Origin of the sequence: Pseudomonas sp. NY15354 (assembly GCF_048068075.1) — a bacterium.
GTDB lineage: Bacteria > Pseudomonadota > Gammaproteobacteria > Pseudomonadales > Pseudomonadaceae > Aquipseudomonas > Aquipseudomonas guariconensis_C.
In genome coordinates, this window is the sequence record NZ_JBLUPV010000013.1 from 87,497 (window position 1) to 107,756 (window position 20,260).

At 57.8% G+C, this 20,260-nt stretch carries 32 protein-coding genes; 1 reads left to right on the plus strand and 31 read right to left on the minus strand.

Annotation, left to right across the window (positions count from 1 at the left end):
• Nucleotides 1–83: 83 nt before the first annotated feature.
• Nucleotides 84–2,918 carry an excinuclease ABC subunit UvrA gene (gene uvrA / locus ACNFCH_RS14580; RefSeq protein WP_196165011.1) on the plus strand — a complete coding sequence of 945 codons (2,835 nt, stop codon included), beginning with the start codon at nucleotides 84–86 and terminating at the stop codon, nucleotides 2,916–2,918.
• A 75-nt stretch (nucleotides 2,919–2,993) separates the two neighbouring features.
• Here the strand turns inward: uvrA and bfr are convergent, their stop codons facing one another.
• The 31 genes from bfr to tuf all read right to left on the minus strand — a co-directional run bounded on the left by bfr (nucleotide 2,994) and on the right by tuf (nucleotide 20,257).
• Complete coding sequence (gene bfr, locus ACNFCH_RS14585; RefSeq protein ID WP_012316512.1) at nucleotides 2,994–3,458, minus strand: bacterioferritin; 465 nt, start codon at nucleotides 3,456–3,458, stop codon at nucleotides 2,994–2,996.
• A gap of 164 nt (nucleotides 3,459–3,622) precedes the next feature.
• Nucleotides 3,623–5,062, minus strand: a complete 1,440-nt coding sequence (locus tag ACNFCH_RS14590) for a catalase (RefSeq protein WP_337159615.1) — start codon at nucleotides 5,060–5,062, stop codon at nucleotides 3,623–3,625.
• Between the two features lie 170 nt (nucleotides 5,063–5,232).
• Nucleotides 5,233–5,619: a 50S ribosomal protein L17 gene (gene rplQ, locus ACNFCH_RS14595; RefSeq protein ID WP_043210290.1), complete on the minus strand. Its 387-nt coding sequence runs from the start codon at nucleotides 5,617–5,619 to the stop codon at nucleotides 5,233–5,235.
• Nucleotides 5,620–5,661: 42 nt separating this feature from the next.
• Entirely contained in the window at nucleotides 5,662–6,663 is a 1,002-nt protein-coding gene (locus tag ACNFCH_RS14600) for a DNA-directed RNA polymerase subunit alpha (RefSeq protein ID WP_003255452.1), read from the minus strand.
• Between the two features lie 22 nt (nucleotides 6,664–6,685).
• Nucleotides 6,686–7,306 carry a 30S ribosomal protein S4 gene (gene rpsD / locus ACNFCH_RS14605; protein ID WP_196165009.1) on the minus strand — a complete coding sequence of 207 codons (621 nt, stop codon included), beginning with the start codon at nucleotides 7,304–7,306 and terminating at the stop codon, nucleotides 6,686–6,688.
• A gap of 15 nt (nucleotides 7,307–7,321) precedes the next feature.
• Entirely contained in the window at nucleotides 7,322–7,711 is a 390-nt protein-coding gene (gene rpsK, locus ACNFCH_RS14610) for a 30S ribosomal protein S11 (RefSeq protein WP_003255454.1), read from the minus strand.
• A gap of 18 nt (nucleotides 7,712–7,729) precedes the next feature.
• Nucleotides 7,730–8,086 (minus strand): 30S ribosomal protein S13, encoded by a 357-nt coding sequence (gene rpsM / locus ACNFCH_RS14615; protein WP_003255457.1) that lies wholly within the window; start codon nucleotides 8,084–8,086, stop codon nucleotides 7,730–7,732.
• A gap of 131 nt (nucleotides 8,087–8,217) precedes the next feature.
• Nucleotides 8,218–8,334 carry a 50S ribosomal protein L36 gene (rpmJ, locus tag ACNFCH_RS14620; RefSeq protein WP_011531897.1) on the minus strand — a complete coding sequence of 39 codons (117 nt, stop codon included), beginning with the start codon at nucleotides 8,332–8,334 and terminating at the stop codon, nucleotides 8,218–8,220.
• A 28-nt stretch (nucleotides 8,335–8,362) separates the two neighbouring features.
• On the minus strand, nucleotides 8,363–9,694 hold the full coding sequence (gene secY, locus ACNFCH_RS14625; protein WP_416743030.1) for a preprotein translocase subunit SecY: 1,332 nt from the start codon (nucleotides 9,692–9,694) through the stop codon (nucleotides 8,363–8,365).
• Nucleotides 9,695–10,129, minus strand: coding sequence for a 50S ribosomal protein L15 (gene rplO, locus ACNFCH_RS14630; RefSeq protein WP_023382625.1), 435 nt, complete (start codon nucleotides 10,127–10,129; stop codon nucleotides 9,695–9,697).
• A 3-nt stretch (nucleotides 10,130–10,132) separates the two neighbouring features.
• Nucleotides 10,133–10,309, minus strand: coding sequence for a 50S ribosomal protein L30 (gene rpmD / locus ACNFCH_RS14635; RefSeq protein WP_009397493.1), 177 nt, complete (start codon nucleotides 10,307–10,309; stop codon nucleotides 10,133–10,135).
• 2 nt (nucleotides 10,310–10,311) lie between these two features.
• On the minus strand, nucleotides 10,312–10,812 hold the full coding sequence (gene rpsE / locus ACNFCH_RS14640) for a 30S ribosomal protein S5 (protein WP_023382626.1): 501 nt from the start codon (nucleotides 10,810–10,812) through the stop codon (nucleotides 10,312–10,314).
• A gap of 3 nt (nucleotides 10,813–10,815) precedes the next feature.
• Nucleotides 10,816–11,166 carry a 50S ribosomal protein L18 gene (rplR, locus tag ACNFCH_RS14645; RefSeq protein ID WP_011531893.1) on the minus strand — a complete coding sequence of 117 codons (351 nt, stop codon included), beginning with the start codon at nucleotides 11,164–11,166 and terminating at the stop codon, nucleotides 10,816–10,818.
• Nucleotides 11,167–11,176: 10 nt separating this feature from the next.
• Entirely contained in the window at nucleotides 11,177–11,710 is a 534-nt protein-coding gene (gene rplF, locus ACNFCH_RS14650) for a 50S ribosomal protein L6 (RefSeq protein WP_070093900.1), read from the minus strand.
• Between the two features lie 12 nt (nucleotides 11,711–11,722).
• Nucleotides 11,723–12,115, minus strand: a complete 393-nt coding sequence (rpsH, locus tag ACNFCH_RS14655) for a 30S ribosomal protein S8 (RefSeq protein ID WP_009681971.1) — start codon at nucleotides 12,113–12,115, stop codon at nucleotides 11,723–11,725.
• A gap of 209 nt (nucleotides 12,116–12,324) precedes the next feature.
• A complete protein-coding gene (gene rpsN / locus ACNFCH_RS14660; protein ID WP_013970638.1) occupies nucleotides 12,325–12,630 on the minus strand; it encodes a 30S ribosomal protein S14 in 306 nt (101 codons plus the stop codon).
• A 13-nt stretch (nucleotides 12,631–12,643) separates the two neighbouring features.
• Nucleotides 12,644–13,183, minus strand: coding sequence for a 50S ribosomal protein L5 (gene rplE / locus ACNFCH_RS14665; RefSeq protein ID WP_043210306.1), 540 nt, complete (start codon nucleotides 13,181–13,183; stop codon nucleotides 12,644–12,646).
• Between the two features lie 20 nt (nucleotides 13,184–13,203).
• Entirely contained in the window at nucleotides 13,204–13,518 is a 315-nt protein-coding gene (rplX, locus tag ACNFCH_RS14670; protein WP_013970637.1) for a 50S ribosomal protein L24, read from the minus strand.
• A gap of 11 nt (nucleotides 13,519–13,529) precedes the next feature.
• Nucleotides 13,530–13,898, minus strand: coding sequence for a 50S ribosomal protein L14 (gene rplN, locus ACNFCH_RS14675; RefSeq protein ID WP_008089810.1), 369 nt, complete (start codon nucleotides 13,896–13,898; stop codon nucleotides 13,530–13,532).
• 23 nt (nucleotides 13,899–13,921) lie between these two features.
• On the minus strand, nucleotides 13,922–14,188 hold the full coding sequence (gene rpsQ, locus ACNFCH_RS14680; protein ID WP_043210310.1) for a 30S ribosomal protein S17: 267 nt from the start codon (nucleotides 14,186–14,188) through the stop codon (nucleotides 13,922–13,924).
• 2 nt (nucleotides 14,189–14,190) lie between these two features.
• Nucleotides 14,191–14,382, minus strand: a complete 192-nt coding sequence (gene rpmC, locus ACNFCH_RS14685) for a 50S ribosomal protein L29 (RefSeq protein WP_002555481.1) — start codon at nucleotides 14,380–14,382, stop codon at nucleotides 14,191–14,193.
• The gene (rplP, locus tag ACNFCH_RS14690; RefSeq protein WP_009397508.1) at nucleotides 14,382–14,795 is read right to left on the minus strand and encodes a 50S ribosomal protein L16; all 414 of its coding nucleotides are present in this window, start codon (nucleotides 14,793–14,795) and stop codon (nucleotides 14,382–14,384) included. Before rplP ends, rpmC begins: the two co-directional genes overlap by 1 nt.
• A 12-nt stretch (nucleotides 14,796–14,807) precedes the next feature.
• Nucleotides 14,808–15,494, minus strand: a complete 687-nt coding sequence (gene rpsC, locus ACNFCH_RS14695) for a 30S ribosomal protein S3 (RefSeq protein WP_003255481.1) — start codon at nucleotides 15,492–15,494, stop codon at nucleotides 14,808–14,810.
• Between the two features lie 13 nt (nucleotides 15,495–15,507).
• Entirely contained in the window at nucleotides 15,508–15,840 is a 333-nt protein-coding gene (gene rplV / locus ACNFCH_RS14700; protein ID WP_003103908.1) for a 50S ribosomal protein L22, read from the minus strand.
• Nucleotides 15,841–15,851: 11 nt separating this feature from the next.
• A complete protein-coding gene (rpsS, locus tag ACNFCH_RS14705; RefSeq protein ID WP_010486981.1) occupies nucleotides 15,852–16,127 on the minus strand; it encodes a 30S ribosomal protein S19 in 276 nt (91 codons plus the stop codon).
• 16 nt (nucleotides 16,128–16,143) lie between these two features.
• Entirely contained in the window at nucleotides 16,144–16,968 is an 825-nt protein-coding gene (gene rplB, locus ACNFCH_RS14710) for a 50S ribosomal protein L2 (protein WP_070093899.1), read from the minus strand.
• Between the two features lie 14 nt (nucleotides 16,969–16,982).
• A complete protein-coding gene (rplW, locus tag ACNFCH_RS14715; protein WP_003255484.1) occupies nucleotides 16,983–17,282 on the minus strand; it encodes a 50S ribosomal protein L23 in 300 nt (99 codons plus the stop codon).
• A complete protein-coding gene (rplD, locus tag ACNFCH_RS14720) occupies nucleotides 17,279–17,881 on the minus strand; it encodes a 50S ribosomal protein L4 (protein ID WP_043210315.1) in 603 nt (200 codons plus the stop codon). Before rplD ends, rplW begins: the two co-directional genes overlap by 4 nt.
• 12 nt (nucleotides 17,882–17,893) lie before the next feature.
• Nucleotides 17,894–18,529 (minus strand): 50S ribosomal protein L3, encoded by a 636-nt coding sequence (rplC, locus tag ACNFCH_RS14725; protein ID WP_054893562.1) that lies wholly within the window; start codon nucleotides 18,527–18,529, stop codon nucleotides 17,894–17,896.
• An 81-nt stretch (nucleotides 18,530–18,610) separates the two neighbouring features.
• The gene (gene rpsJ, locus ACNFCH_RS14730; RefSeq protein ID WP_003186070.1) at nucleotides 18,611–18,922 is read right to left on the minus strand and encodes a 30S ribosomal protein S10; all 312 of its coding nucleotides are present in this window, start codon (nucleotides 18,920–18,922) and stop codon (nucleotides 18,611–18,613) included.
• Nucleotides 18,923–19,063: 141 nt separating this feature from the next.
• Nucleotides 19,064–20,257: an elongation factor Tu gene (tuf, locus tag ACNFCH_RS14735; protein WP_099593972.1), complete on the minus strand. Its 1,194-nt coding sequence runs from the start codon at nucleotides 20,255–20,257 to the stop codon at nucleotides 19,064–19,066.
• Nucleotides 20,258–20,260: the final 3 nt, after the last annotated feature.

Here is a 20,260-nt window from a genome sequence, read left to right on the forward strand (position 1 = left end):
GTAACGGCATCTACGCGACGCTTTGCCGCGTACTGGCAGCGCGCCTTATACTCCCTTGTTTATGCCCGCCGAGCGAGGCCGCAGTGGACAAGATCCTGATTCGTGGGGCACGCACCCACAACCTGAAGAACATCGACCTGACCCTGCCCCGGGACAAGCTGATCGTGATCACCGGCTTGTCCGGCTCCGGCAAGTCGTCCCTGGCGTTCGATACCCTCTATGCCGAGGGCCAGCGGCGCTATGTGGAATCCCTGTCGGCCTATGCCCGACAGTTCCTGTCGATGATGGAAAAACCTGACGTCGATACCATCGAAGGTCTGTCGCCAGCCATCTCCATCGAACAGAAGTCGACCTCCCACAATCCGCGCTCCACGGTCGGCACCATCACCGAAATCTACGACTACCTGCGCCTGCTCTATGCCCGCGTCGGCACGCCACGCTGCCCGGACCACGACATTCCGCTGGAGGCGCAAACGATCAGCCAGATGGTCGACCTGGTCCTCGAGCGCCCCGAAGGCAGCAAGCTGATGCTGCTGGCGCCGGTGGTGCGTGAACGCAAGGGCGAGCACCTGGCGGTGTTCGATGAACTGCGGGCCCAGGGCTTCGTACGCGCCCGGGTCAACGGCAAGCTCTACGAACTGGACGAGCTGCCCAAACTGGATAAACAGAAAAAGCACAGCATCGATGTGGTGGTGGACCGCTTCAAGGTACGTGAAGACTTGCAGCAGCGCCTGGCGGAATCGTTCGAGACGGCGCTGAAGCTGGCCGATGGCATTGCCTTGGTAGCGCCGATGGACGACGAGACCGGCGAAGAGATGATCTTCTCCGCGCGCTTCGCCTGCCCGGTGTGCGGACATGCCATCAGCGAGCTCGAACCGAAACTGTTCTCCTTCAACAACCCAGCCGGCGCCTGCCCCACCTGCGACGGCCTGGGGGTCAAGCAGTTCTTCGATACCAAGCGCCTGGTCAACAATGAGCTGACCCTGGCCGAGGGCGCCATTCGTGGCTGGGACCGGCGCAACGTCTATTACTTCCAGATGCTCGGCTCGCTCGCGGCACATTATGGCTTCAGTCTCGAGCTGCCATTCGGTGAGCTGTCGGCCGAGCACCAGAAGGTCATCCTGCACGGCAGCGGCAAGCAAAGCGTCGACTTCAAGTACCTCAATGACCGTGGCGACATCGTCAAGCGCTCGCACCCGTTCGAGGGCATCGTGCCCAACCTGGAGCGGCGCTACCGCGAGACCGAATCGGCCACCGTGCGCGAGGAACTGGCCAAATACCTGGGTACCCAACCCTGCCCCGATTGCCGCGGCACACGCCTGCGCCGCGAGGCGCGCCACGTTTGGGTGGGCGAGAAGACCTTGCCGGCCGTCACCAATCTGCCGATCGGCGAAGCCAGTGACTATTTCAGCGACCTGACCCTGACCGGCCGGCGCGGCGAAATCGCGGCGAAGATCCTCAAGGAAATCTGCGAGCGCCTGCAGTTCCTGGTCAACGTCGGCCTCGACTACCTGACCCTGGATCGCAGCGCCGAAACGCTCTCCGGTGGCGAAGCCCAGCGCATCCGCCTGGCCAGCCAGATCGGCGCCGGCCTGGTGGGGGTGATGTACATTCTCGACGAGCCCTCCATCGGCCTGCACCAGCGCGACAACGACCGCTTGCTCGCCACGCTCAATCACCTGCGAGACCTGGGCAACACCGTGATCGTGGTGGAGCACGACGAGGATGCTATCCGCCTGGCCGATTATGTCGTGGACATCGGCCCTGGCGCCGGCGTGCATGGTGGGCAGATCGTCGCCGAGGGCTCGCCCGAGGAGGTCATGGCCCACCCCGACTCGCTCACCGGCAAGTACCTGTCCGGGCGCAAGAAGATCGCCGTGCCGGCCAAACGCACGCCGCGTAACAAGAAACTTGCACTCAAGCTCAAAGGCGCCCGCGGGAACAACCTGCAGAGCGTCGACCTCGAGGTACCGATCGGCTTGCTGACCTGCGTCACCGGGGTTTCCGGTTCGGGTAAATCGACCCTGATCAACAACACCCTGTTCCCCCTGGCCGCTACAGCCCTCAATGGCGCCAGCAGCCTGGAGGCCGCCGCGCACACAAGCCTCGACGGCCTGCAGCACCTGGACAAGGTGGTCGACATCGATCAGAGCCCGATCGGCCGCACGCCCCGCTCCAACCCGGCGACCTACACCGGCATCTTCACACCGATCCGTGAGCTGTTCGCTGGCGTGCCGGAGTCGCGCGCCCGTGGTTATGGCCCGGGGCGTTTCTCGTTCAACGTCAAGGGCGGTCGCTGCGAAGCCTGCCAGGGCGATGGCCTGATCAAGGTAGAGATGCACTTCCTGCCGGATATCTACGTGCCGTGCGACGTGTGCAAGAGTAAGCGTTACAACCGCGAGACCCTGGAGATCAAATACAAGGGCAAGAACATCCACGAGATCCTGGAGATGACCATCGAGGATGCCCGGGAATTCTTCGACCCAGTCCCGGCCCTGGCGCGCAAGCTGCAAACGCTGATGGATGTGGGGCTTTCCTACATCAAGCTCGGGCAATCGGCCACAACCCTATCAGGCGGCGAAGCGCAGCGGGTCAAGCTGTCCCGCGAGCTGTCCAAGCGCGATACCGGCAAGACGCTCTATATCCTCGACGAGCCGACCACGGGCCTGCATTTCGCCGACATTCAGCAACTGCTCGATGTGCTGCATCGCCTGCGCGACCACGGCAACACCGTGGTGGTGATCGAGCATAACCTGGACGTGATCAAGACCGCCGACTGGCTTGTGGACCTTGGGCCGGAGGGCGGTTCGAAGGGTGGCCAGATCATCGCCTGCGGTACACCTGAGGAGTTGGCCGAGATGAAACAGTCCTATACCGGTCATTACCTCAAGCCGCTGCTGGAGCGCGATCGAGCGTGATGAAAAAAGCCCCTGGCATGCAAATGCCAGGGGCTTTTTGTTTGGCACCACCTCCTCGCGGAGGGTGTGGAGCAATTACATTTGCGACTGCAGGTAGTTCTCCAGGCCGATTGCCTTGATCAAACCTTGCTGCTTCTCCAGCCAGTAGGTGTGATCTTCTTCGGTGTCAGCCAGCTGCGCACGCAGAATGTCGCGGCTGATGTAGTCCTTGTGCAGCTCGCACAACTCGATGCCTTTGCACAGCGCGGCGCGCACCTTGTACTCGAGCTTCAGGTCGGCCTCGATCATCTCTGGCACGGTGCTGCCGACTTCCAGATCGTCGGCGCGCATGTCCGGGGTGCCTTCGAGCATCAGGATGCGACGCATCAGGGCATCGGCGTGCTGCGTCTCCTCTTCCATCTCGTGGTTGATACGTTCGTAGAGCTTGGACAGGCCCCAGTCTTCATACATGCGCGAATGAATGAAGTACTGATCGCGTGCTGCCAGTTCGCCCTTCAGCAACGTGACGAGGTAGTTGATTACGTCCGGGTGACCTTGCATCGCCCTGCTTCTCCCTGTGAAAACGGCTTATGGCTCCTAGTGTGAACCAGGTTTTGCTCGCGGTCACGGACAAAGGCGCAATTAGAAGCAAAAAATCGGTTAAACAGTAGTGATATTCATTGAAAAACCGCCCAAATGAGGGCGGTTCTTCTTATCACTTCGACTTAGGCGAGATTCACGCCCAAGGCCTTTGCGACACCCTCGCCATAGGCCGGATCCGCCTTGAAGAAGTACTGCAACTGGCGCTGCACCACATCATCGCTGACACCTGCCATCGCCCCAGCGATGTTGCTGATCAGCAGCGCTTTTTGTTCTGCACTCATCAAGCGAAACAGCGCACCGGCGTGACTGTAGTAGTCGCTATCTTCGCGGTGGTCATAGCGATCGGCGGCACCTTGCAGGGCCAGCGCCGGCTCGGCGTGACGCGGCGACTGCTTGGGCGCATCGCTGTAGCTGTTGGGCTCGTAGTTCGGCGCGCCGCCATAGCTGCCGGAGGCCATCGCACCATCACGCTGATAACTGTGCACAGGGCAACGCGGCGCGTTGACCGGCAACTGCTGGTGGTTGGTGCCAACGCGATAGCGGTGAGCATCGGCATAGGCGAACACGCGACCTTGCAGCATCCGGTCCGGCGAGAGGCCAACACCCGGCACCATGTTGCTCGGCCCAAAGGCAGCCTGCTCGACTTCAGCGAAATAGTTGAGCGGGTTGCGGTTGAGTTCCAGGACCCCAACCTCGATCAGCGGATAGTCCTTCTGCGACCAGGTCTTGGTCACATCGAAGGGGTTCTCTTCGCGACCTGCCGCTTCGGCCTCACTCATCACCTGGATGCAAACACTCCAGCGCGGGTAGTCACCCCGCTCGATGGCCTCGAACAGGTCACGTTGAGCGTAGTCCGGATCCGTGCCAGCCAGGCGAGCGGCTTCGGCAGGCGCCAGGTTCTTGATGCCCTGCTGGGTCTTGAAGTGCCATTTGACCCAAGTACGCTCACCCTTGGCGTTGATCAGGCTGTAGGTGTGGCTACCAAAGCCGTGCATGTGCCGGTAGCCATCCGGAATGCCCCGATCAGAGAACAGGATGGTGACTTGGTGCAGCGCCTCCGGCGAATGGGACCAGAAGTCCCACATCATCTGGGCATTCTTCAGATTGGACTGAGGGTGGCGCTTCTGGGTATGGATGAAGTCCGGGAACTTCAGCGGGTCGCGAATGAAGAATACTGGCGTGTTGTTGCCAACGATGTCCCAGTTGCCCTCCTCGGTATAGAACTTCACCGCAAAGCCACGCGGGTCTCGCTCGGTATCCGCAGAACCGCGTTCACCGCCTACGGTAGAGAAGCGCAAGAAGGTCTCGGTTTCCTTGCCAATACGCTCGAACAGCTTGGCGCTGGTGTACTGAGTGATGTCGCGGGTGACGGTGAAGGTGCCGTAGGCGCCAGAACCCTTGGCGTGTACACGGCGCTCCGGGATGTTCTCCCGATTGAAATGGGCAAGCTTCTCGATCAAGTGGAAGTCATCGAGCAACAACGGGCCACGAGGGCCGGCCGAACGGGAGTTCTGGTTATCTGCTACCGGGGCACCGCTGGCGGTGGTGAGAATCTTGCTCATGGGCTCTCCTTATCAGTCTTTGGCTGCCGCTGATCGGCGTGCTGACAAGTATCGGCGACCTTGATGACAAGAACTAATTCATTGATTGACTCATATCAATAGAAATTAACAATTCATCCGGACACAAAAAACCGGGCACTAGGCCCGGTTCTTTGTAGCAGACTGACGTCTTACTCGGCGGCTTCTACAGCACCACCGACCGGACGATCAACCAGCTCGACGTACGCCATAGGCGCGTTGTCGCCAGCGCGGAAACCGCACTTCAGGATGCGCAGGTAGCCGCCCTGACGGGTGGCGTAACGCTTGCCCAGGTCGTTGAACAGCTTGCCAACGGCAGCTTTCGAACGGGTACGGTCGAAAGCCAGACGACGGTTGGCGACGCTGTCTTCCTTGGCCAGGGTGATCAGCGGCTCGGCAACGCGGCGCAGTTCCTTGGCTTTCGGCAGGGTGGTTTTGATCAGCTCGTGCTCGATCAGCGACACTGCCATGTTCTGGAACATAGCCTTGCGGTGAGAGCTGGTACGGCTCAGGTGACGTCCACTTTTACGATGACGCATGATTCATTCCTTACCAAACACTACGTTCGGTGATTACGACGATCAGGCGGTCGCCTTGTCGTCTTTCTTAAGACTTGCAGGCGGCCAGTTGTCGAGGCGCATGCCGAGAGACAGACCACGAGAGGCCAGGACGTCCTTGATTTCAGTCAGGGACTTCTTGCCCAGGTTAGGAGTCTTCAACAGCTCTACTTCGGTACGCTGAATCAGGTCGCCGATGTAGTAGATGTTCTCCGCCTTGAGGCAGTTGGCCGAACGTACGGTCAGTTCCAGATCGTCAACCGGACGCAGCAGGATCGGATCGATCTCGTCTTCCTGCTCGACTACAACAGGCTCGCTGTCACCTTTGAGGTCGACGAACGCGGCCAACTGCTGTTGCAGGATGGTCGCGGCGCGGCGGATAGCCTCTTCAGGGTCCAGGGTACCGTTGGTTTCCAGATCGATGACCAGCTTGTCCAAGTTGGTACGCTGTTCAACACGGGCGTTCTCGACCACATAGGCGATACGACGCACCGGGCTGAACGAAGCGTCCAACTGCAGACGGCCGATGCTGCGGCTTTCGTCTTCGTCGGTTTGACGGGAGTCGGCCGGCTCGTAACCGCGACCACGAGCTACGGTGAGCTTCATGTTCAGGGCGCCGTTGGACGCCAGGTTCGCGATTACGTGATCGGGATTGACGATCTCGACATCGTGATCCAGCTGAATATCGGCAGCGGTAACCACCCCCGAACCCTTTTTCGACAAGGTCAGCGTAACTTCGTCACGACCGTGCAGTTTGATAGCCAGGCCTTTGAGGTTCAACAGGATTTCAATGACGTCTTCCTGTACACCTTCGATCGCGGAGTACTCGTGGAGTACGCCATCGATCTCGGCCTCGACTACTGCACAGCCAGGCATGGAGGACAACAGGATGCGGCGCAGCGCGTTGCCCAGGGTATGGCCGAAACCACGCTCGAGAGGCTCGAGCGTGATCTTGGCGCGGGTCGGACTGACAACCTGCACATCAATGTGGCGGGGTGTCAGGAACTCATTTACCGAAATCTGCATGGATGCACCTATTTTCTAGCCCTTACTTGGAGTAGAGCTCGACAATCAGGTTTTCGTTGATGTCGGCGGACAGGTCGCTGCGAGCAGGAACGTTCTTGAAAACGCCCGACTTCTTGGCAGCATCCACGTCAACCCACTCAACGCGGCCACGCTGGGCGCACAGTTCAAGGGCTTGAACAATGCGCAGCTGGTTCTGCGACTTCTCGCGAACCGCGACCACGTCACCCGGACGAACTTGGTAGGATGGAATGTTTACGGTCTTGCCGTTGACGCTGATTGCCTTGTGCGAAACCAGCTGACGCGATTCCGAACGAGTGGAACCGAAGCCCATACGGTAGACAACGTTATCCAGACGGCACTCGAGCAGTTGCAGCAGGTTTTCACCGGTAGCGCCTTTTTTCGAGGCGGCAGCCTGGTAGTAACCGCGGAACTGACGCTCCAGTACACCGTAGATACGACGAACTTTTTGCTTCTCGCGCAGCTGGGTACCGTAGTCGGACTGACGGCCACGGCGCTGGCCGTGGATACCTGGGGCTGCTTCGATGTTGCACTTCGATTCCAGAGCGCGAACGCCGCTCTTCAGGAACAGGTCGGTGCCTTCACGACGAGACAGTTTGCATTTTGGACCAATGTAACGTGCCATTTATCTGTCTCCTGATTACACGCGACGCTTCTTCGGCGGACGGCACCCGTTGTGCGGGATTGGCGTCACGTCGGTGATGCTGGCGATCTTGTAGCCGCAGCTGTTCAGTGCACGAACGGCGGACTCACGACCTGGACCTGGACCCTTGACGTTGACGTCGAGGTTCTTCAGGCCATATTCCAGCGCAGCTTGACCAGCACGCTCAGCAGCGATCTGGGCTGCGAACGGGGTGGATTTGCGCGAACCACGGAAACCCGAACCACCGGAAGTAGCCCAGGACAATGCGTTGCCCTGACGGTCGGTGATGGTCACGATGGTGTTGTTGAAAGACGCATGGATGTGGGCGATGCCATCAACCACTGTCTTTTTGACTTTCTTACGAGGACGAGCAGCAGGTTTTGCCATGTCTATATTCCTGGGCGATTACTTGCGGATCGGCTTACGCGGGCCCTTACGGGTGCGTGCGTTGGTCTTGGTGCGCTGACCGCGAACCGGCAGACCTTTACGATGACGCAGGCCGCGGTAGCAACCCAGGTCCATCAAGCGCTTGATCTTCATGTTGATGTCACGGCGCAGGTCACCTTCAGTGGTGAACTTCGCGACTTCGCCACGCAGGGTTTCGATTTGCTCGTCGCTCAGATCCTTGATCTTAGCGGCTGGATTTACACCAGCGTCTGCACAGATCTTCTGTGCAGTTGTGCGACCGACACCATAGATGTAGGTCAGCGAGATAACAGTGTGCTTGTTATCTGGAATGTTGACGCCTGCAATACGGGCCATTCAGTGGGACTCCAATTGACAGCTACCTACGCCCCGGAAGCCAAGAAATAGGGCGCGAGATAATATCGCTGTAGAAACGAATAATCAACCCAGCAGCACACTAGCTGCTGGGTTTGAAGCGCGGATCACACTCAGCCTTGGCGCTGCTTGTGACGCGGTTCCGCGCTGCAGATCACGCGCACGATACCTTCGCGACGAATGATCTTGCAGTTGCGGCACAGCTTTTTCACCGATGCACGAACTTTCATTACCGACTCCTCGAACCTTAGGGGACTATCAGCGCAGCAGACCGCTGCCACCGTAGCCTTTCAGGTTGGCTTTCTTCATCAGGGATTCGTACTGGTGCGAAACGAGGTGCGATTGTACTTGGGACATGAAGTCCATCACAACCACTACCACAATCAGCAACGAGGTCCCGCCAAGGTAGAACGGCACGTTTGCTGCCACCACCAGGAACTGGGGCAGAAGGCAGACGGCCATCATGTAAAGAGCACCGAACATGGTCAGACGAGTCAGAACGCCATCGATATAGCGCGCCGACTGCTCACCAGGACGGATACCCGGAATAAAGGCACCGGACTTCTTCAGGTTTTCCGCTACGTCTTTCGGGTTGAACATCAACGCTGTATAGAAGAAGCAGAAGAAAATGACCCCTGCACTAAACAGCAGAATGTTCAACGGCTGACCAGGAGCGATCGACTGCGAGATGTCCTGCAGCCAGCCCATACCCTCGGACTGACCGAACCAGGCACCCAGCGAAGCCGGGAACAGCAAAATGCTGCTGGCGAAAATAGCCGGGATGACCCCTGCCATGTTCACCTTGAGCGGCAAGTGGCTGGTCTGCGCAGCAAAGACCTTACGGCCCTGCTGACGCTTGGCGTAGTGAACGGCGATACGACGCTGACCACGCTCAATGAACACCACAAAGCCGATAATCGCTACTGCCAGCAAACCGATAGCGACCAGGGCGAAAATGTTGATATCGCCTGTACGCGCAGACTCGAAAGACTGCCCGATTGCTCTCGGAAGACCGGCAACGATACCTGCGAAGATCAACATCGAGATACCGTTGCCCACACCGCGCTCGGTGATCTGCTCGCCCAGCCACATCATGAACATCGCGCCGGCCACGAAAGTGGCAACGGCGACAACATAGAAGCTCAGACCAACAGAAAACGCCACGCCCTGGTTGGCCAGGCCAATGGACATGCCAATGGCTTGAACCAGTGCCAGGATAACGGTGCCGTAGCGGGTGTACTGGCTGATCTTGCGACGGCCAGCTTCACCTTCCTTCTTCAACTGCTCCAGTTGTGGGCTGACCGCGGTCATGAGCTGCATGATGATCGATGCCGAGATGTACGGCATGATCCCCAGTGCAAAGATACTCATGCGCTCCAGCGCACCACCGGAAAACATGTTGAACAAGCTAAGAATGGTCCCCTCATTCTGCCGAAACAGATCCGCCAGACGGTCCGGATTGATGCCAGGCACCGGGATATGCGCGCCGATCCGATAGACGATGATCGCCATGAACAGAAAGCGCAGACGAGCCCAGAGTTCCGACATCCCGCCCTTACCGAGCGAAGAGAGAGCACCTTGCTTAGCCATTTATTCCTCGAACTTGCCGCCAGCTGCTTCGATAGCCGCACGCGCACCCTTGGTGGCTGCGATACCCTTGATGGTGACTGCGCGAGTGACTTCGCCCGACAGCATGATTTTCACACGCTGTACGTTCTGGCCGATCACGTTGGCATCCTTCAGGGATTGCACGGAGACCACGTCGCCTTCCACTTTGGCCAGCTCGGACAGACGCACTTCAGCGCGGTCCATGGCTTTCAGGGAAACGAAGCCGAATTTCGGCAGACGACGGTGCAGCGGCTGTTGACCGCCTTCGAAGCCCGGAGCGATCGAACCACCGGAACGGGAGGTCTGACCTTTGTGGCCGCGGCCACCGGTCTTGCCCAAACCGCTACCGATACCACGACCCGGACGATGCTTCTCGCGACGGGAACCCGGCGCTGGACTCAGATCATTGAGTTTCATCGATTAACCCTCGACGCGCAGCATGTAGTAAGCCTTGTTGATCATCCCGCGGTTCTCGGGAGTATCCTGGACTTCTACAGTGTGACCGATGCGACGCAGACCCAGACCCTTAACGCACAGTTTGTGGTTAGGCAGGCGGCCGGCGGTGCTTTTGATCAGCGTTACTTTTACGGTTGCCATAATCAGATGATCTCCTCAACGCTCTTGCCGCGCTTGGCAGCAATGGACTCAGGAGATTGCATGGCTTTCAGACCCTTGAAGGTGGCGTAAACCACGTTCACTGGGTTGGTCGAACCGTAGCACTTGGCCAGAACGTTCTGGACACCAGCAACTTCCAGGACAGCACGCATTGCGCCGCCGGCGATGATACCGGTACCTTCCGAGGCAGGCTGCATGTAAACCTTCGAGGCGCCGTGGGCTGCCTTGGTGGCGTACTGCAGGGTGGTGCCCTTCAGGTCTACCTGAATCATGTTGCGACGGGCAGCTTCCATGGCTTTCTGAATCGCGGCTGGTACTTCGCGCGACTTGCCACGGCCGAAGCCGACACGGCCCTTACCATCACCTACCACGGTCAGCGCGGTGAAGGTGAAGATACGGCCGCCTTTGACGGTTTTTGCAACGCGGTTAACTTGAACCAGCTTCTCGATGTAGCCTTCGTCGCGCTTTTGGTCGTTATTTGCCATAACTTAGAACTCCAGCCCGCCTTCACGAGCAGCATCAGCCAGCGCCTTGACGCGGCCGTGGTACTTGAAGCCAGAACGGTCGAAAGCAACTTGAGAAACGCCGGCGGCTTTCGCGCGCTCAGCTACCAGCTTGCCAACCTTAGTGGCCGCGTCGATGTTGCCGGTGGCGCCATCACGCAGTTCTTTGTCCAAGGTCGAGGCGCTTGCCAGAACCTTGCTGCCGTCGGCCGAAATGACCTGGGCGTAGATGTGCTGCGAGGAGCGGAACACGCAGAGACGCACGGCTTCGAGCTCGTGCATTTTCAGGCGTGCTTTGCGAGCGCGACGCAGTCGAGTAACTTTTTTGTCGGTCATTTGCTAGGCCCTACTTCTTCTTGGCTTCTTTACGACGGACTACTTCGTCCGCGTAACGCACACCCTTGCCTTTGTAAGGCTCTGGCGGACGGAAGTCGCGGATTTCAGCGGCCACCTGACCAACCAGCTGCTTGTCGATACCCTTGATCAGGATGTCGGTCTGGCTGGGAGTTTCAGCGGTGATGCCGGCTGGCAGTTCGTAGTCCACTGGGTGCGAGAAGCCCAGAGCCAGGTTCAGGACGGTGCCTTTGGCCTGTGCTTTGTAACCAACACCGATCAGCTGGAGCTTGCGCTCGAAGCCTTGGCTTACGCCCTGAACCATGTTGTTGACCAGAGCACGGGTGGTACCGGCCATGGCGCGGGCTTGCTGGTCACCGTTGCGAGCGGCGAAACGCAGCTCACCAGACTCTTCGGTAACTTCAACAGACGAGTGAACGTTCAGTTCGAGAGTGCCTTTGGCACCCTTAACCGAAAGCTGTTGGCCGGCGAATTTGACTTCGACGCCAGCTGGCAGCTTAACGGGGTTCTTAGCGACGCGAGACATGCCTATCTCCCCTTAGAACACTGTGCACAGAACTTCGCCGCCGACACCGGCAGCGCGCGCAGCGCGATCAGTCATCACACCTTTGTTGGTGGAGACGATAGACACGCCCAGGCCGCCACGTACTTTCGGCAGCTCTGCGACGGACTTGTACTGGCGCAGGCCTGGACGGCTGGAGCGCTTCAGTTCCTCGATGACCGGACGGCCTTCGAAGTACTTCAGTTCGATCGACAGGGAAGGCTTGGCCTCACCAGTTACCTGGTAGCCAGCGATGTAACCTTCGTCCTTCAGAACTTTGGCAACCGCGACCTTCAGGGTGGAGGAAGGCATGCTTACGACGGACTTTTCAGCCATCTGGGCATTACGGATGCGAGTTAGCATGTCCGCTAACGGGTCCTGCATACTCATGGGCTAGATGCTCCTGATACAAGAATTATTAGCCTTGCGGCTATCACAACCACCCGAGCGGGCAGGGTAAAAAACCCAGGCTCAGGTGAGCCGGTCATTCTAGACACAAGGCAGAAACGAAACAAGCCCCATGAAGGGGCTTGTTCGTTGGCGAGGTTACCGACGGTCGGAAGATCTCTCCCCTTCCGCCGGTTCTACACCTGCAGCGATTACCAGGAGGCCTTGACCAGACCTGGAACATCACCACGCATTGCAGCTTGACGCAGCATGTTACGGCCCAGGCCGAACTTACGGTATACACCGTGAGGACGACCGGTCAGGCGGCAACGGTTACGCAGGCGCGAGGCGCTGGCGTCACGTGGCTGCTTCTGCAGAGCGACTACGGCAGCGAAACGCTCTTCAGGAGAGGCGTTCAGGTTGACGATGGTCGCTTTCAGCTCTGCACGCTTCTTAGCGTACTTAGCTACCGTGAGCTGACGCTTCAGCTCGCGGTTCTTCATGCTCTTCTTGGCCATTTTCCTACTCCAATCAGTTGCGGAACGGGAATTTGAAAGCACGCAGCAGGGCGCGACCTTCGTCATCCGTACGAGCAGTGGTGGTCAGGGTGATGTCCAGACCGCGCAGAGCATCGATCTTGTCGTAGTCGATTTCCGGGAAGATGATCTGCTCTTTCACGCCCATGCTGTAGTTGCCACGACCATCGAAGGACTTGGCATTCAGGCCGCGGAAGTCGCGAACCCGAGGCAGGGAGATCGCCAGCAGGCGGTCCAGGAATTCGTACATACGATCACGGCGCAGGGTTACCTTGACGCCAATCGGCCAACCTTCACGAACCTTGAAACCCGCAATCGACTTGCGAGCGAAAGTCACAACGGCTTTTTGGCCGGTGATCTTTTCCAGGTCGGCAACGGCGTTCTCGATGACTTTCTTGTCACCGACCGCTTCGCCCAGACCCATGTTCAGGGTGATCTTGGTTACGCGAGGAACTTCCATCACGTTCGCCAGCTTAAGTTCTTCCTTAAGCTTGGGAGCGATTTCGTTCCGGTAAATCTCTTTCAGTCGTGCCATTGTCTTCTACCTAGCAGTGTTCAAGCATCAACCGCTTTCTGGGTCGACTTGAAGACACGAATTTTCTTGCCGTCTTCAACCTTGAAGCCAACGCGGTCAGCCTTGTTGGTTTCACCATTGAAAATGGCAACGTTGGAAGCGTGCAGAGGCGCTTCTTTCTCGACGATACCGCCCTGGACGCCCGCCATCGGGTTAGGCTTGGTATGACGCTTGACCAGGTTGACACCACCAACAACCAGACGGTTGTCAGCGAGAACCTTCAGCACCTTACCGCGCTTACCTTTGTCCTTGCCGGCGATCACGATGATCTCGTCGTCACGACGAATCTTTTGCATGTCGGATCTCCTTAGAGCACTTCAGGGGCGAGCGAGACGATCTTCATGAACTTCTCGGTACGAAGTTCACGGGTCACTGGCCCGAAGATGCGAGTGCCGATCGGCTCTTGCTTGGTGTTCAGCAGAACAGCAGCGTTGCCGTCGAAACGAATGATGGAACCGTCAGCGCGACGTACACCATGACGGGTACGAACGACAACGGCAGTCATCACCTGGCCTTTTTTGACCTTACCGCGCGGAATTGCTTCCTTGACGGTAACTTTGATGATGTCACCGATACCGGCGTAACGGCGGTGGGAACCGCCGAGCACCTTGATGCACATGACGCGACGAGCGCCGCTGTTATCGGCCACATCGAGCATGGATTGAGTCTGAATCATAAAATTTCTCCGACCCTTCGCCCTTAGACTTCAACAGCGCGTTCGATGACTTCAACCAGTGCCCAGGACTTGGTCTTGGCCAGCGGACGGGTTTCACGGATGGAAACCTTGTCGCCGATCTTGCACTGATTGGTCTCGTCGTGCGCGTGCAGCTTAGTCGAACGCTTAACGTATTTACCGTAGATCGGGTGCTTGACGCGACGCTCGATCAGAACGGTGATGGTCTTGTCCATTTTGTCGCTGACGACACGGCCAGTCAGCGTACGGACGGTTTTTTCAGCTTCAGCCATGATCACTTACCTGCCTGCTGGTTGAGCACAGTTTTCACGCGAGCGATGTCACGCTTAACTTGCGAGAGCAGGTGCGACTGCCCCAACTGGCCAGTTGCCTTCTGCATACGCAGATTGAACTGGTCGCGCAGCAAGCCGAGCAGTTGCTCATTCAGCTGCTGTGCCGATTTTTCACGAAGTTCATTCGCTTTCATCACATCACCGTCCGCTTAACAAAGGAGGTGGCGAGTGGCAGCTTTGCAGCAGCCAGGGCGAAGGCCTCGCGCGCCAGCTCTTCAGAAACACCCTCGATCTCGTACAGGACTTTGCCTGGCTGAATCTGGGCAACCCAGTATTCCACGGAACCTTTACCTTTACCCATACGAACCTCGAGAGGCTTCTTGGTAACCGGCTTGTCCGGGAAGACACGGATCCAGATCTTGCCGCCACGTTTTACGTGACGGGTCAGGGCACGACGTGCCGACTCGATCTGACGGGCGGTGAGACGACCGCGAGCAACAGCCTTCAGGGCGAATTCGCCGAAGCTGACCTTGCTACCGCGCAGTGCCAGACCACGGTTGTGGCCGGTCATCTGCTTACGGAATTTTGTACGCTTTGGTTGCAACATTTGGCGTACCCCTTACTTAGCAGCTTTTTTACGAGGCGCTGGTGCTTGAGGCTTCAGCTCTTCCTGGCGACCACCAATAACTTCGCCTTTGAAGATCCAAACCTTCACACCGATCACACCGTAGGTGGTGTGAGCTTCGTAGGTGTTGTAGTCGATATCGGCACGCAGGGTGTGCAGAGGCACACGACCTTCGCGATACCACTCAGTACGAGCGATCTCGGCGCCGCCGAGACGACCGCTAACCTGGATCTTGATGCCCTTGGCACCAATACGCATGGCGTTCTGCACGGCGCGCTTCATGGCGCGACGGAACATTACGCGGCGCTCCAGCTGCTGAGCTACGCTCTGGGCAACCAGCATTGCGTCGAGTTCCGGCTTGCGGATCTCTTCGATGTTGATGTGCACAGGCACACCCATCTGCTTGGTCAGGTCCTGACGCAGCTTCTCAACGTCCTCACCCTTCTTGCCGATAACGATACCGGGACGAGCGGTGTGGATGGTGATGCGTGCAGTTTGAGCCGGACGATGAATATCGATACGGCTTACGGACGCGCTTTTTAGTTTGTCTTGGAGGTACTCACGCGTTTTCAGATCCTTCAACAGGTAATCTGCGTAAGTAGCGCCGTCTGCATACCAGACGGAGGTGTGCTCCTTGACGATTCCCAGGCGAATGCCAGTGGGATGTACTTTCTGACCCATCTGATCGACTCCGTTACTTGTCCGCAACCTTGACAGTGATATGGCAAGACCGCTTGACGATGCGATCAGCGCGGCCTTTGGCACGCGGCATGATGCGCTTCAGCGAACGCCCTTCGTTGACGAAGACGGTGGAGACTTTCAGGTCATCAACGTCTGCGCCTTCGTTGTGTTCGGCGTTGGCAACGGCCGACTCGAGGACTTTCTTCATGATTTCAGCGGCTTTTTTGCTGCTGAAGGCCAACAGGTTGAGCGCTTCGCCCACCTTCTTCCCGCGGATCTGGTCGGCGACCAAGCGGGCTTTCTGGGCGGAGATTCGAGCGCCCGACAACTTAGCGGCTACTTCCATTTCCTTACCCCTTAACGCTTGGCTTTCTTGTCAGCCACGTGCCCGCGATAGGTGCGGGTACCGGCGAACTCGCCCAGTTTGTGGCCGACCATGTCTTCGTTCACGAGAACTGGAACATGCTGACGACCGTTGTGTACCGCGATGGTCAGACCGACCATTTGTGGCAGGATCATCGAACGGCGCGACCAGGTTTTAACTGGCTTGCGATCGTTCTTCTCCACCGCCACTTCGATCTTCTTCAGAAGGTGAAGATCGATAAAAGGACCTTTTTTCAGAGAACGTGGCACTGTCGTATCCCTCTAGTTACTTGCGACGACGGACGATCATATTGTCGGTACGCTTATTACCACGGGTCTTCGCACCCTTGGTCGGGAAGCCCCATGGCGATACCGGATGACGACCACCGGAGGTACGACCTTCACCACCACCATGCGGGTGGTCAACCGGGTTCATGGCAACACCACGAACGGTTGGGCGAACGCCGCGCCAGCGTTTGGCACCAGCTTTACCCAGCGAACGCAGGCTGTGCTCGGAGTTCGAGACTTCGCCCAGGGTCGCACGGCACTCAGCCAGGACTTTACGCATTTCACCAGAGCGCAGACGCAGGGTCACGTAAGCGCCTTCGCGAGCGATCAGCTGAGCCGAAGCACCAGCGGAACGAGCGATCTGAGCACCTTTACCCGGCTTCAGTTCGATGCCGTGAATGGTGCTACCTACTGGGATGTTGCGCAGTTGCAGGGAGTTACCGGCCTTGATTGGGGCCAGAGCACCTGCGATCAGCTGGTCGCCAGCAGCAACGCCTTTAGGGGCGATGATGTAGCGACGCTCGCCGTCTGCGTAGCACAGCAGGGCGATGTGAGCAGTACGGTTCGGGTCGTATTCAATACGCTCGACGGTGGCAGGAATGCCATCTTTGTCGTTGCGACGGAAGTCAACCAGACGGTAATGCTGCTTATGACCACCACCAACGTGACGAGTGGTAATGCGGCCATTGTTGTTACGACCACCAGACTTCGATTTCTTCTCGATCAGCGGTGCGTGAGGAGCGCCTTTGTGCAGCTCCTTGTTGACCACCTTGACCACGAAACGGCGGCCAGGGGAAGTCGGTTTGCATTTAACGATTGCCATGATGCACCCCTTCCTTACTCAGCACTGCTGCTGAAATCGAGATCTTGGCCTGGCTGAAGGGAGACGATCGCCTTCTTCCAGTCATTACGCTTGCCCAGACCACGTGCGGTACGCTTGGTTTTACCCAGAACGTTAACGGTCGACACGTTTTCAACTTTTACGTTGAACAGGCCTTCGACAGCTTTCTTGATTTCCAGCTTGGTTGCATCAGTAGCAACCTTGAATACGAACTGGCCTTTCTTCTCAGCCAGAACGGTAGCCTTCTCGGAAACGTGCGGGCCAAGGAGGACTTTAAATACGCGTTCCTGGTTCATCCCAGCAGCTCCTCGAATTTCTTCACGGCCGAGACAGTGATCAACACTTTCTCGTATGCGATCAGACTGACCGGATCGGAACCCTGAACGTCACGTACGTCGACGTGCGGCAGGTTACGAGCAGCCAGGTACAGGTTCTGATCAACGGCGTCGGAAACGATCAGTACGTCGTTCAGACCCATGCCGTTCAGCTTGTTCAGCAGGTCTTTGGTCTTCGGGGCTTCAACAGCGAAGTCCTGAACTACGACCAGACGCTCGCTACGTACCAGCTCGGAGAGGATGGAGCGCAGAGCTGCGCGATACATCTTCTTGTTGAGCTTCTGCGAGTGGTCCTGTGGACGAGCTGCGAAGGTGACACCACCGCCGCGCCAGATCGGGCCGCGAGTGGTACCGGCACGAGCGCGGCCGGTGCCTTTCTGACGCCACGGGCGCTTGCCGCCACCTGCTACGTCGGAACGGGTCTTCTGCTGCTTGGTGCCCTGACGGCCGCCGGCCATGTAGGCCACGACTGCTTGGTGTACCAGCGTCTCGTTGAATTCGCCACCGAAAGTCAGTTCGGAAACTTCGATCGCCTGAGCGTCATTTACATTAAGTTGCATGTCAGTTTCCCCTTAACCGCGAGCCTTGACAGCTGGACGCACAACCACGTCGCCGCCAGTAGCGCCTGGAACGGCACCCTTGATCAGCAGCAGGTTGCGTTCTGCGTCTACGCGTACTACTTCCAGGGACTGAACAGTCACGCGCTCGGCGCCCATGTGACCGGACATCTTCTTGCCCTTGAATACACGACCAGGAGTCTGGCACTGGCCGATGGAGCCAGGGACACGGTGCGATACGGAGTTACCGTGGGTGTTGTCTTGACCACGGAAGTTCCAACGCTTGATGGTACCGGCGAAGCCTTTACCTTTGGACTGACCGGTTACGTCTACCAGCTGGCCTGCAGTGAAGAGTTCAGCTTTGATCAGATCGCCAGCCTGGAAATCGCCTTCTTCAAGACGGAACTCCCAAACACCGCGACCAGCGGCAACGTTAGCCTTGGCGAAGTGACCTGCCTGAGCGGCAGTCACACGCGAAGCACGACGCTCGCCGACAGTGACTTGCACTGCACGGTAGCCATCGGTTTCTTCAGTTTTGAACTGGGTGACACGATTCGGCTCGATCTCGATGACCGTGACCGGAATGGAGACACCTTCTTCGGTGAAAATGCGGGTCATACCGCACTTGCGACCGACTACACCAATAGTCATGTTGTAAACCTCATGAGTGTACGGGGCTTTCACCCGCTATGGCCGCCCATTTCAGAGCGTTACACGACTCAGACCGAAGTCTTAGCCGAGGCTGATCTGTACTTCCACGCCTGCCGCAAGGTCAAGCTTCATCAGCGCGTCAACGGTTTTATCCGTTGGCTGGACGATGTCCAGAACACGCTTATGAGTGCGGATCTCGTACTGGTCACGCGCGTCTTTGTTGACGTGCGGGGAAACCAGAACGGTGAAACGCTCTTTGCGGGTTGGCAGTGGAATTGGACCACGCACTTGTGCACCAGTACGTTTCGCGGTTTCCACGATTTCCTGGGTGGATTGGTCGATCAGGCGATGGTCAAAAGCCTTCAACCTGATACGGATTTGCTGATTTTGCATTGGATTTCAGACTCCAGGCTGTTCCCATCGGGCGCACTACGCCCGTTAAAAGGAGGCGTGATTCTATAGACGCCCCAATTTAGTGTCAACCCAATAAAAAAAGCCCCCGCTGAGCGGGGGCTTTTTCAATCGACCGAGTGATTACTCGATGATTTTGGCTACGACGCCGGCACCGACGGTACGACCGCCTTCACGGATAGCGAAGCGCAGACCGTCTTCCATTGCGATGGTCTTGATCAGGGTGACAGTCATCTGAATGTTGTCACCTGGCATCACCATTTCAACGCCTTCCGGCAGTTCGCAGTTACCGGTCACGTCAGTGGTACGGAAGTAGAACTGAGGACGGTAGCCTTTGAAGAACGGAGTGTGACGACCGCCTTCTTCCTTCGACAGAACGTAGACTTCTGCGGTGAACTTGGTGTGCGGCTTGACCGAACCTGGCTTGACCAGAACCTGGCCACGCTCAACTTCGTCACGCTTGGTGCCACGCAGCAGGACGCCGCAGTTCTCGCCAGCACGACCTTCGTCCAGCAGCTTGCGGAACATCTCAACGCCGGTGCAGGTGGTGGTGGTGGTTGGACGCAGACCAACGATTTCCAGAGCGTCTTGAACGCGGACGATACCACGCTCGATACGACCGGTAACAACGGTACCACGACCCGAGATCGAGAAGACGTCTTCGATCGGCATCAGGAACGGCTGGTCAACGGCACGAACTGGCTCAGGGATGTAGGCATCCAGAGTTTCAACCAGCTTCTTAACAGCGCTGGTACCCATTTCGTTGTCGTCTTTGCCTTCCAGAGCCATACGAGCCGAACCGATGATGATCGGGGTGTCGTCGCCTGGGAAGTCGTAGGTGGACAGCAGGTCGCGAACTTCCATCTCGACCAGTTCCAGCAGCTCAGCGTCGTCTACCAGGTCAGCCTTGTTCAGGAAGACCACGATGTACGGAACGCCAACCTGACGGGACAGCAGGATGTGCTCACGGGTTTGTGGCATCGGACCATCGGCGGCCGAGCAAACCAGGATCGCGCCGTCCATCTGGGCAGCACCGGTGATCATGTTCTTCACGTAGTCAGCGTGACCTGGGCAGTCAACGTGAGCGTAGTGACGAATGTTCGAGTTGTACTCGACGTGAGCGGTGTTGATGGTGATACCGCGTGCTTTTTCTTCTGGAGCCGAGTCGATCTTATCGAACTCAACGACGGCCGAACCGAAAACTTCGGAGCAGACGCGAGTCAGAGCTGCAGTCAGAGTGGTCTTACCGTGGTCAACGTGGCCGATGGTGCCGACGTTAACGTGGGGAAGGGAACGATCAAATTTTTCTTTAGCCACGAC

Bases quoted from the DNA above. Each gene is read 5' to 3' on its own strand.
- ACNFCH_RS14590 (WP_337159615.1), bottom strand. From the start codon at position 5,062: ATGAGCAAGATTCTCACCACCGCCAGCGGTGCCCCGGTAGCAGATAAC.
- rpsM (WP_003255457.1), bottom strand. From the start codon at position 8,086: ATGGCCCGTATTGCAGGCGTCAACATTCCAGATAACAAGCACACTGTT.
- rpsN (WP_013970638.1), bottom strand. From the start codon at position 12,630: ATGGCCAAGAAGAGCATGAAGAACCGCGAGCTGAAGCGTCAGCTCACG.
- rplF (WP_070093900.1), bottom strand. From the start codon at position 11,710: ATGTCTCGCGTCGCTAAGAACCCCGTTAAGCTGCCAGCTGGCGTCGAA.
- rpsJ (WP_003186070.1), bottom strand. From the start codon at position 18,922: ATGCAAAATCAGCAAATCCGTATCAGGTTGAAGGCTTTTGACCATCGC.
- rplV (WP_003103908.1), bottom strand. From the start codon at position 15,840: ATGGAAGTAGCCGCTAAGTTGTCGGGCGCTCGAATCTCCGCCCAGAAA.
- rpmJ (WP_011531897.1), bottom strand. From the start codon at position 8,334: ATGAAAGTTCGTGCATCGGTGAAAAAGCTGTGCCGCAACTGCAAGATC.
- rpsH (WP_009681971.1), bottom strand. From the start codon at position 12,115: ATGAGTATGCAGGACCCGTTAGCGGACATGCTAACTCGCATCCGTAAT.
- rplD (WP_043210315.1), bottom strand. From the start codon at position 17,881: ATGCAACTTAATGTAAATGACGCTCAGGCGATCGAAGTTTCCGAACTG.
- rpsD (WP_196165009.1), bottom strand. From the start codon at position 7,306: ATGGCACGTTACATTGGTCCAAAATGCAAACTGTCTCGTCGTGAAGGC.
- rplW (WP_003255484.1), bottom strand. From the start codon at position 17,282: ATGAACCAGGAACGCGTATTTAAAGTCCTCCTTGGCCCGCACGTTTCC.
- rpmD (WP_009397493.1), bottom strand. From the start codon at position 10,309: ATGGCAACCGTAAAAGTAACGCTGATCAAAAGCACCGCCGGCCGCCTG.
- rpsQ (WP_043210310.1), bottom strand. From the start codon at position 14,188: ATGGCTGAAGCTGAAAAAACCGTCCGTACGCTGACTGGCCGTGTCGTC.
- rpmC (WP_002555481.1), bottom strand. From the start codon at position 14,382: ATGAAAGCGAATGAACTTCGTGAAAAATCGGCACAGCAGCTGAATGAG.
- rplN (WP_008089810.1), bottom strand. From the start codon at position 13,898: ATGATTCAGACTCAATCCATGCTCGATGTGGCCGATAACAGCGGCGCT.
- rplB (WP_070093899.1), bottom strand. From the start codon at position 16,968: ATGGCAATCGTTAAATGCAAACCGACTTCCCCTGGCCGCCGTTTCGTG.
- ACNFCH_RS14600 (WP_003255452.1), bottom strand. From the start codon at position 6,663: ATGCAGATTTCGGTAAATGAGTTCCTGACACCCCGCCACATTGATGTG.
- rplC (WP_054893562.1), bottom strand. From the start codon at position 18,529: ATGACTATTGGTGTAGTCGGTCGCAAGTGCGGTATGACCCGCATTTTC.
- rplP (WP_009397508.1), bottom strand. From the start codon at position 14,795: ATGTTGCAACCAAAGCGTACAAAATTCCGTAAGCAGATGACCGGCCAC.
- bfr (WP_012316512.1), bottom strand. From the start codon at position 3,458: ATGCAAGGTCACCCGGACGTAATCAACTACCTCGTCACGTTGCTGAAG.
- secY (WP_416743030.1), bottom strand. From the start codon at position 9,694: ATGGCTAAGCAAGGTGCTCTCTCTTCGCTCGGTAAGGGCGGGATGTCG.
- rplO (WP_023382625.1), bottom strand. From the start codon at position 10,129: ATGAAACTCAATGATCTGAGTCCAGCGCCGGGTTCCCGTCGCGAGAAG.
- rplE (WP_043210306.1), bottom strand. From the start codon at position 13,183: ATGGCACGACTGAAAGAGATTTACCGGAACGAAATCGCTCCCAAGCTT.
- rplQ (WP_043210290.1), bottom strand. From the start codon at position 5,619: ATGCGTCATCGTAAAAGTGGACGTCACCTGAGCCGTACCAGCTCTCAC.
- rplR (WP_011531893.1), bottom strand. From the start codon at position 11,166: ATGACCGACAAAAAAGTTACTCGACTGCGTCGCGCTCGCAAAGCACGC.
- rplX (WP_013970637.1), bottom strand. From the start codon at position 13,518: ATGCAAAAGATTCGTCGTGACGACGAGATCATCGTGATCGCCGGCAAG.
- rpsC (WP_003255481.1), bottom strand. From the start codon at position 15,494: ATGGGTCAGAAAGTACATCCCACTGGCATTCGCCTGGGAATCGTCAAG.
- rpsE (WP_023382626.1), bottom strand. From the start codon at position 10,812: ATGGCAAATAACGACCAAAAGCGCGACGAAGGCTACATCGAGAAGCTG.
- rpsK (WP_003255454.1), bottom strand. From the start codon at position 7,711: ATGGCAAAACCTGCTGCTCGTCCTCGTAAGAAAGTCAAAAAGACAGTG.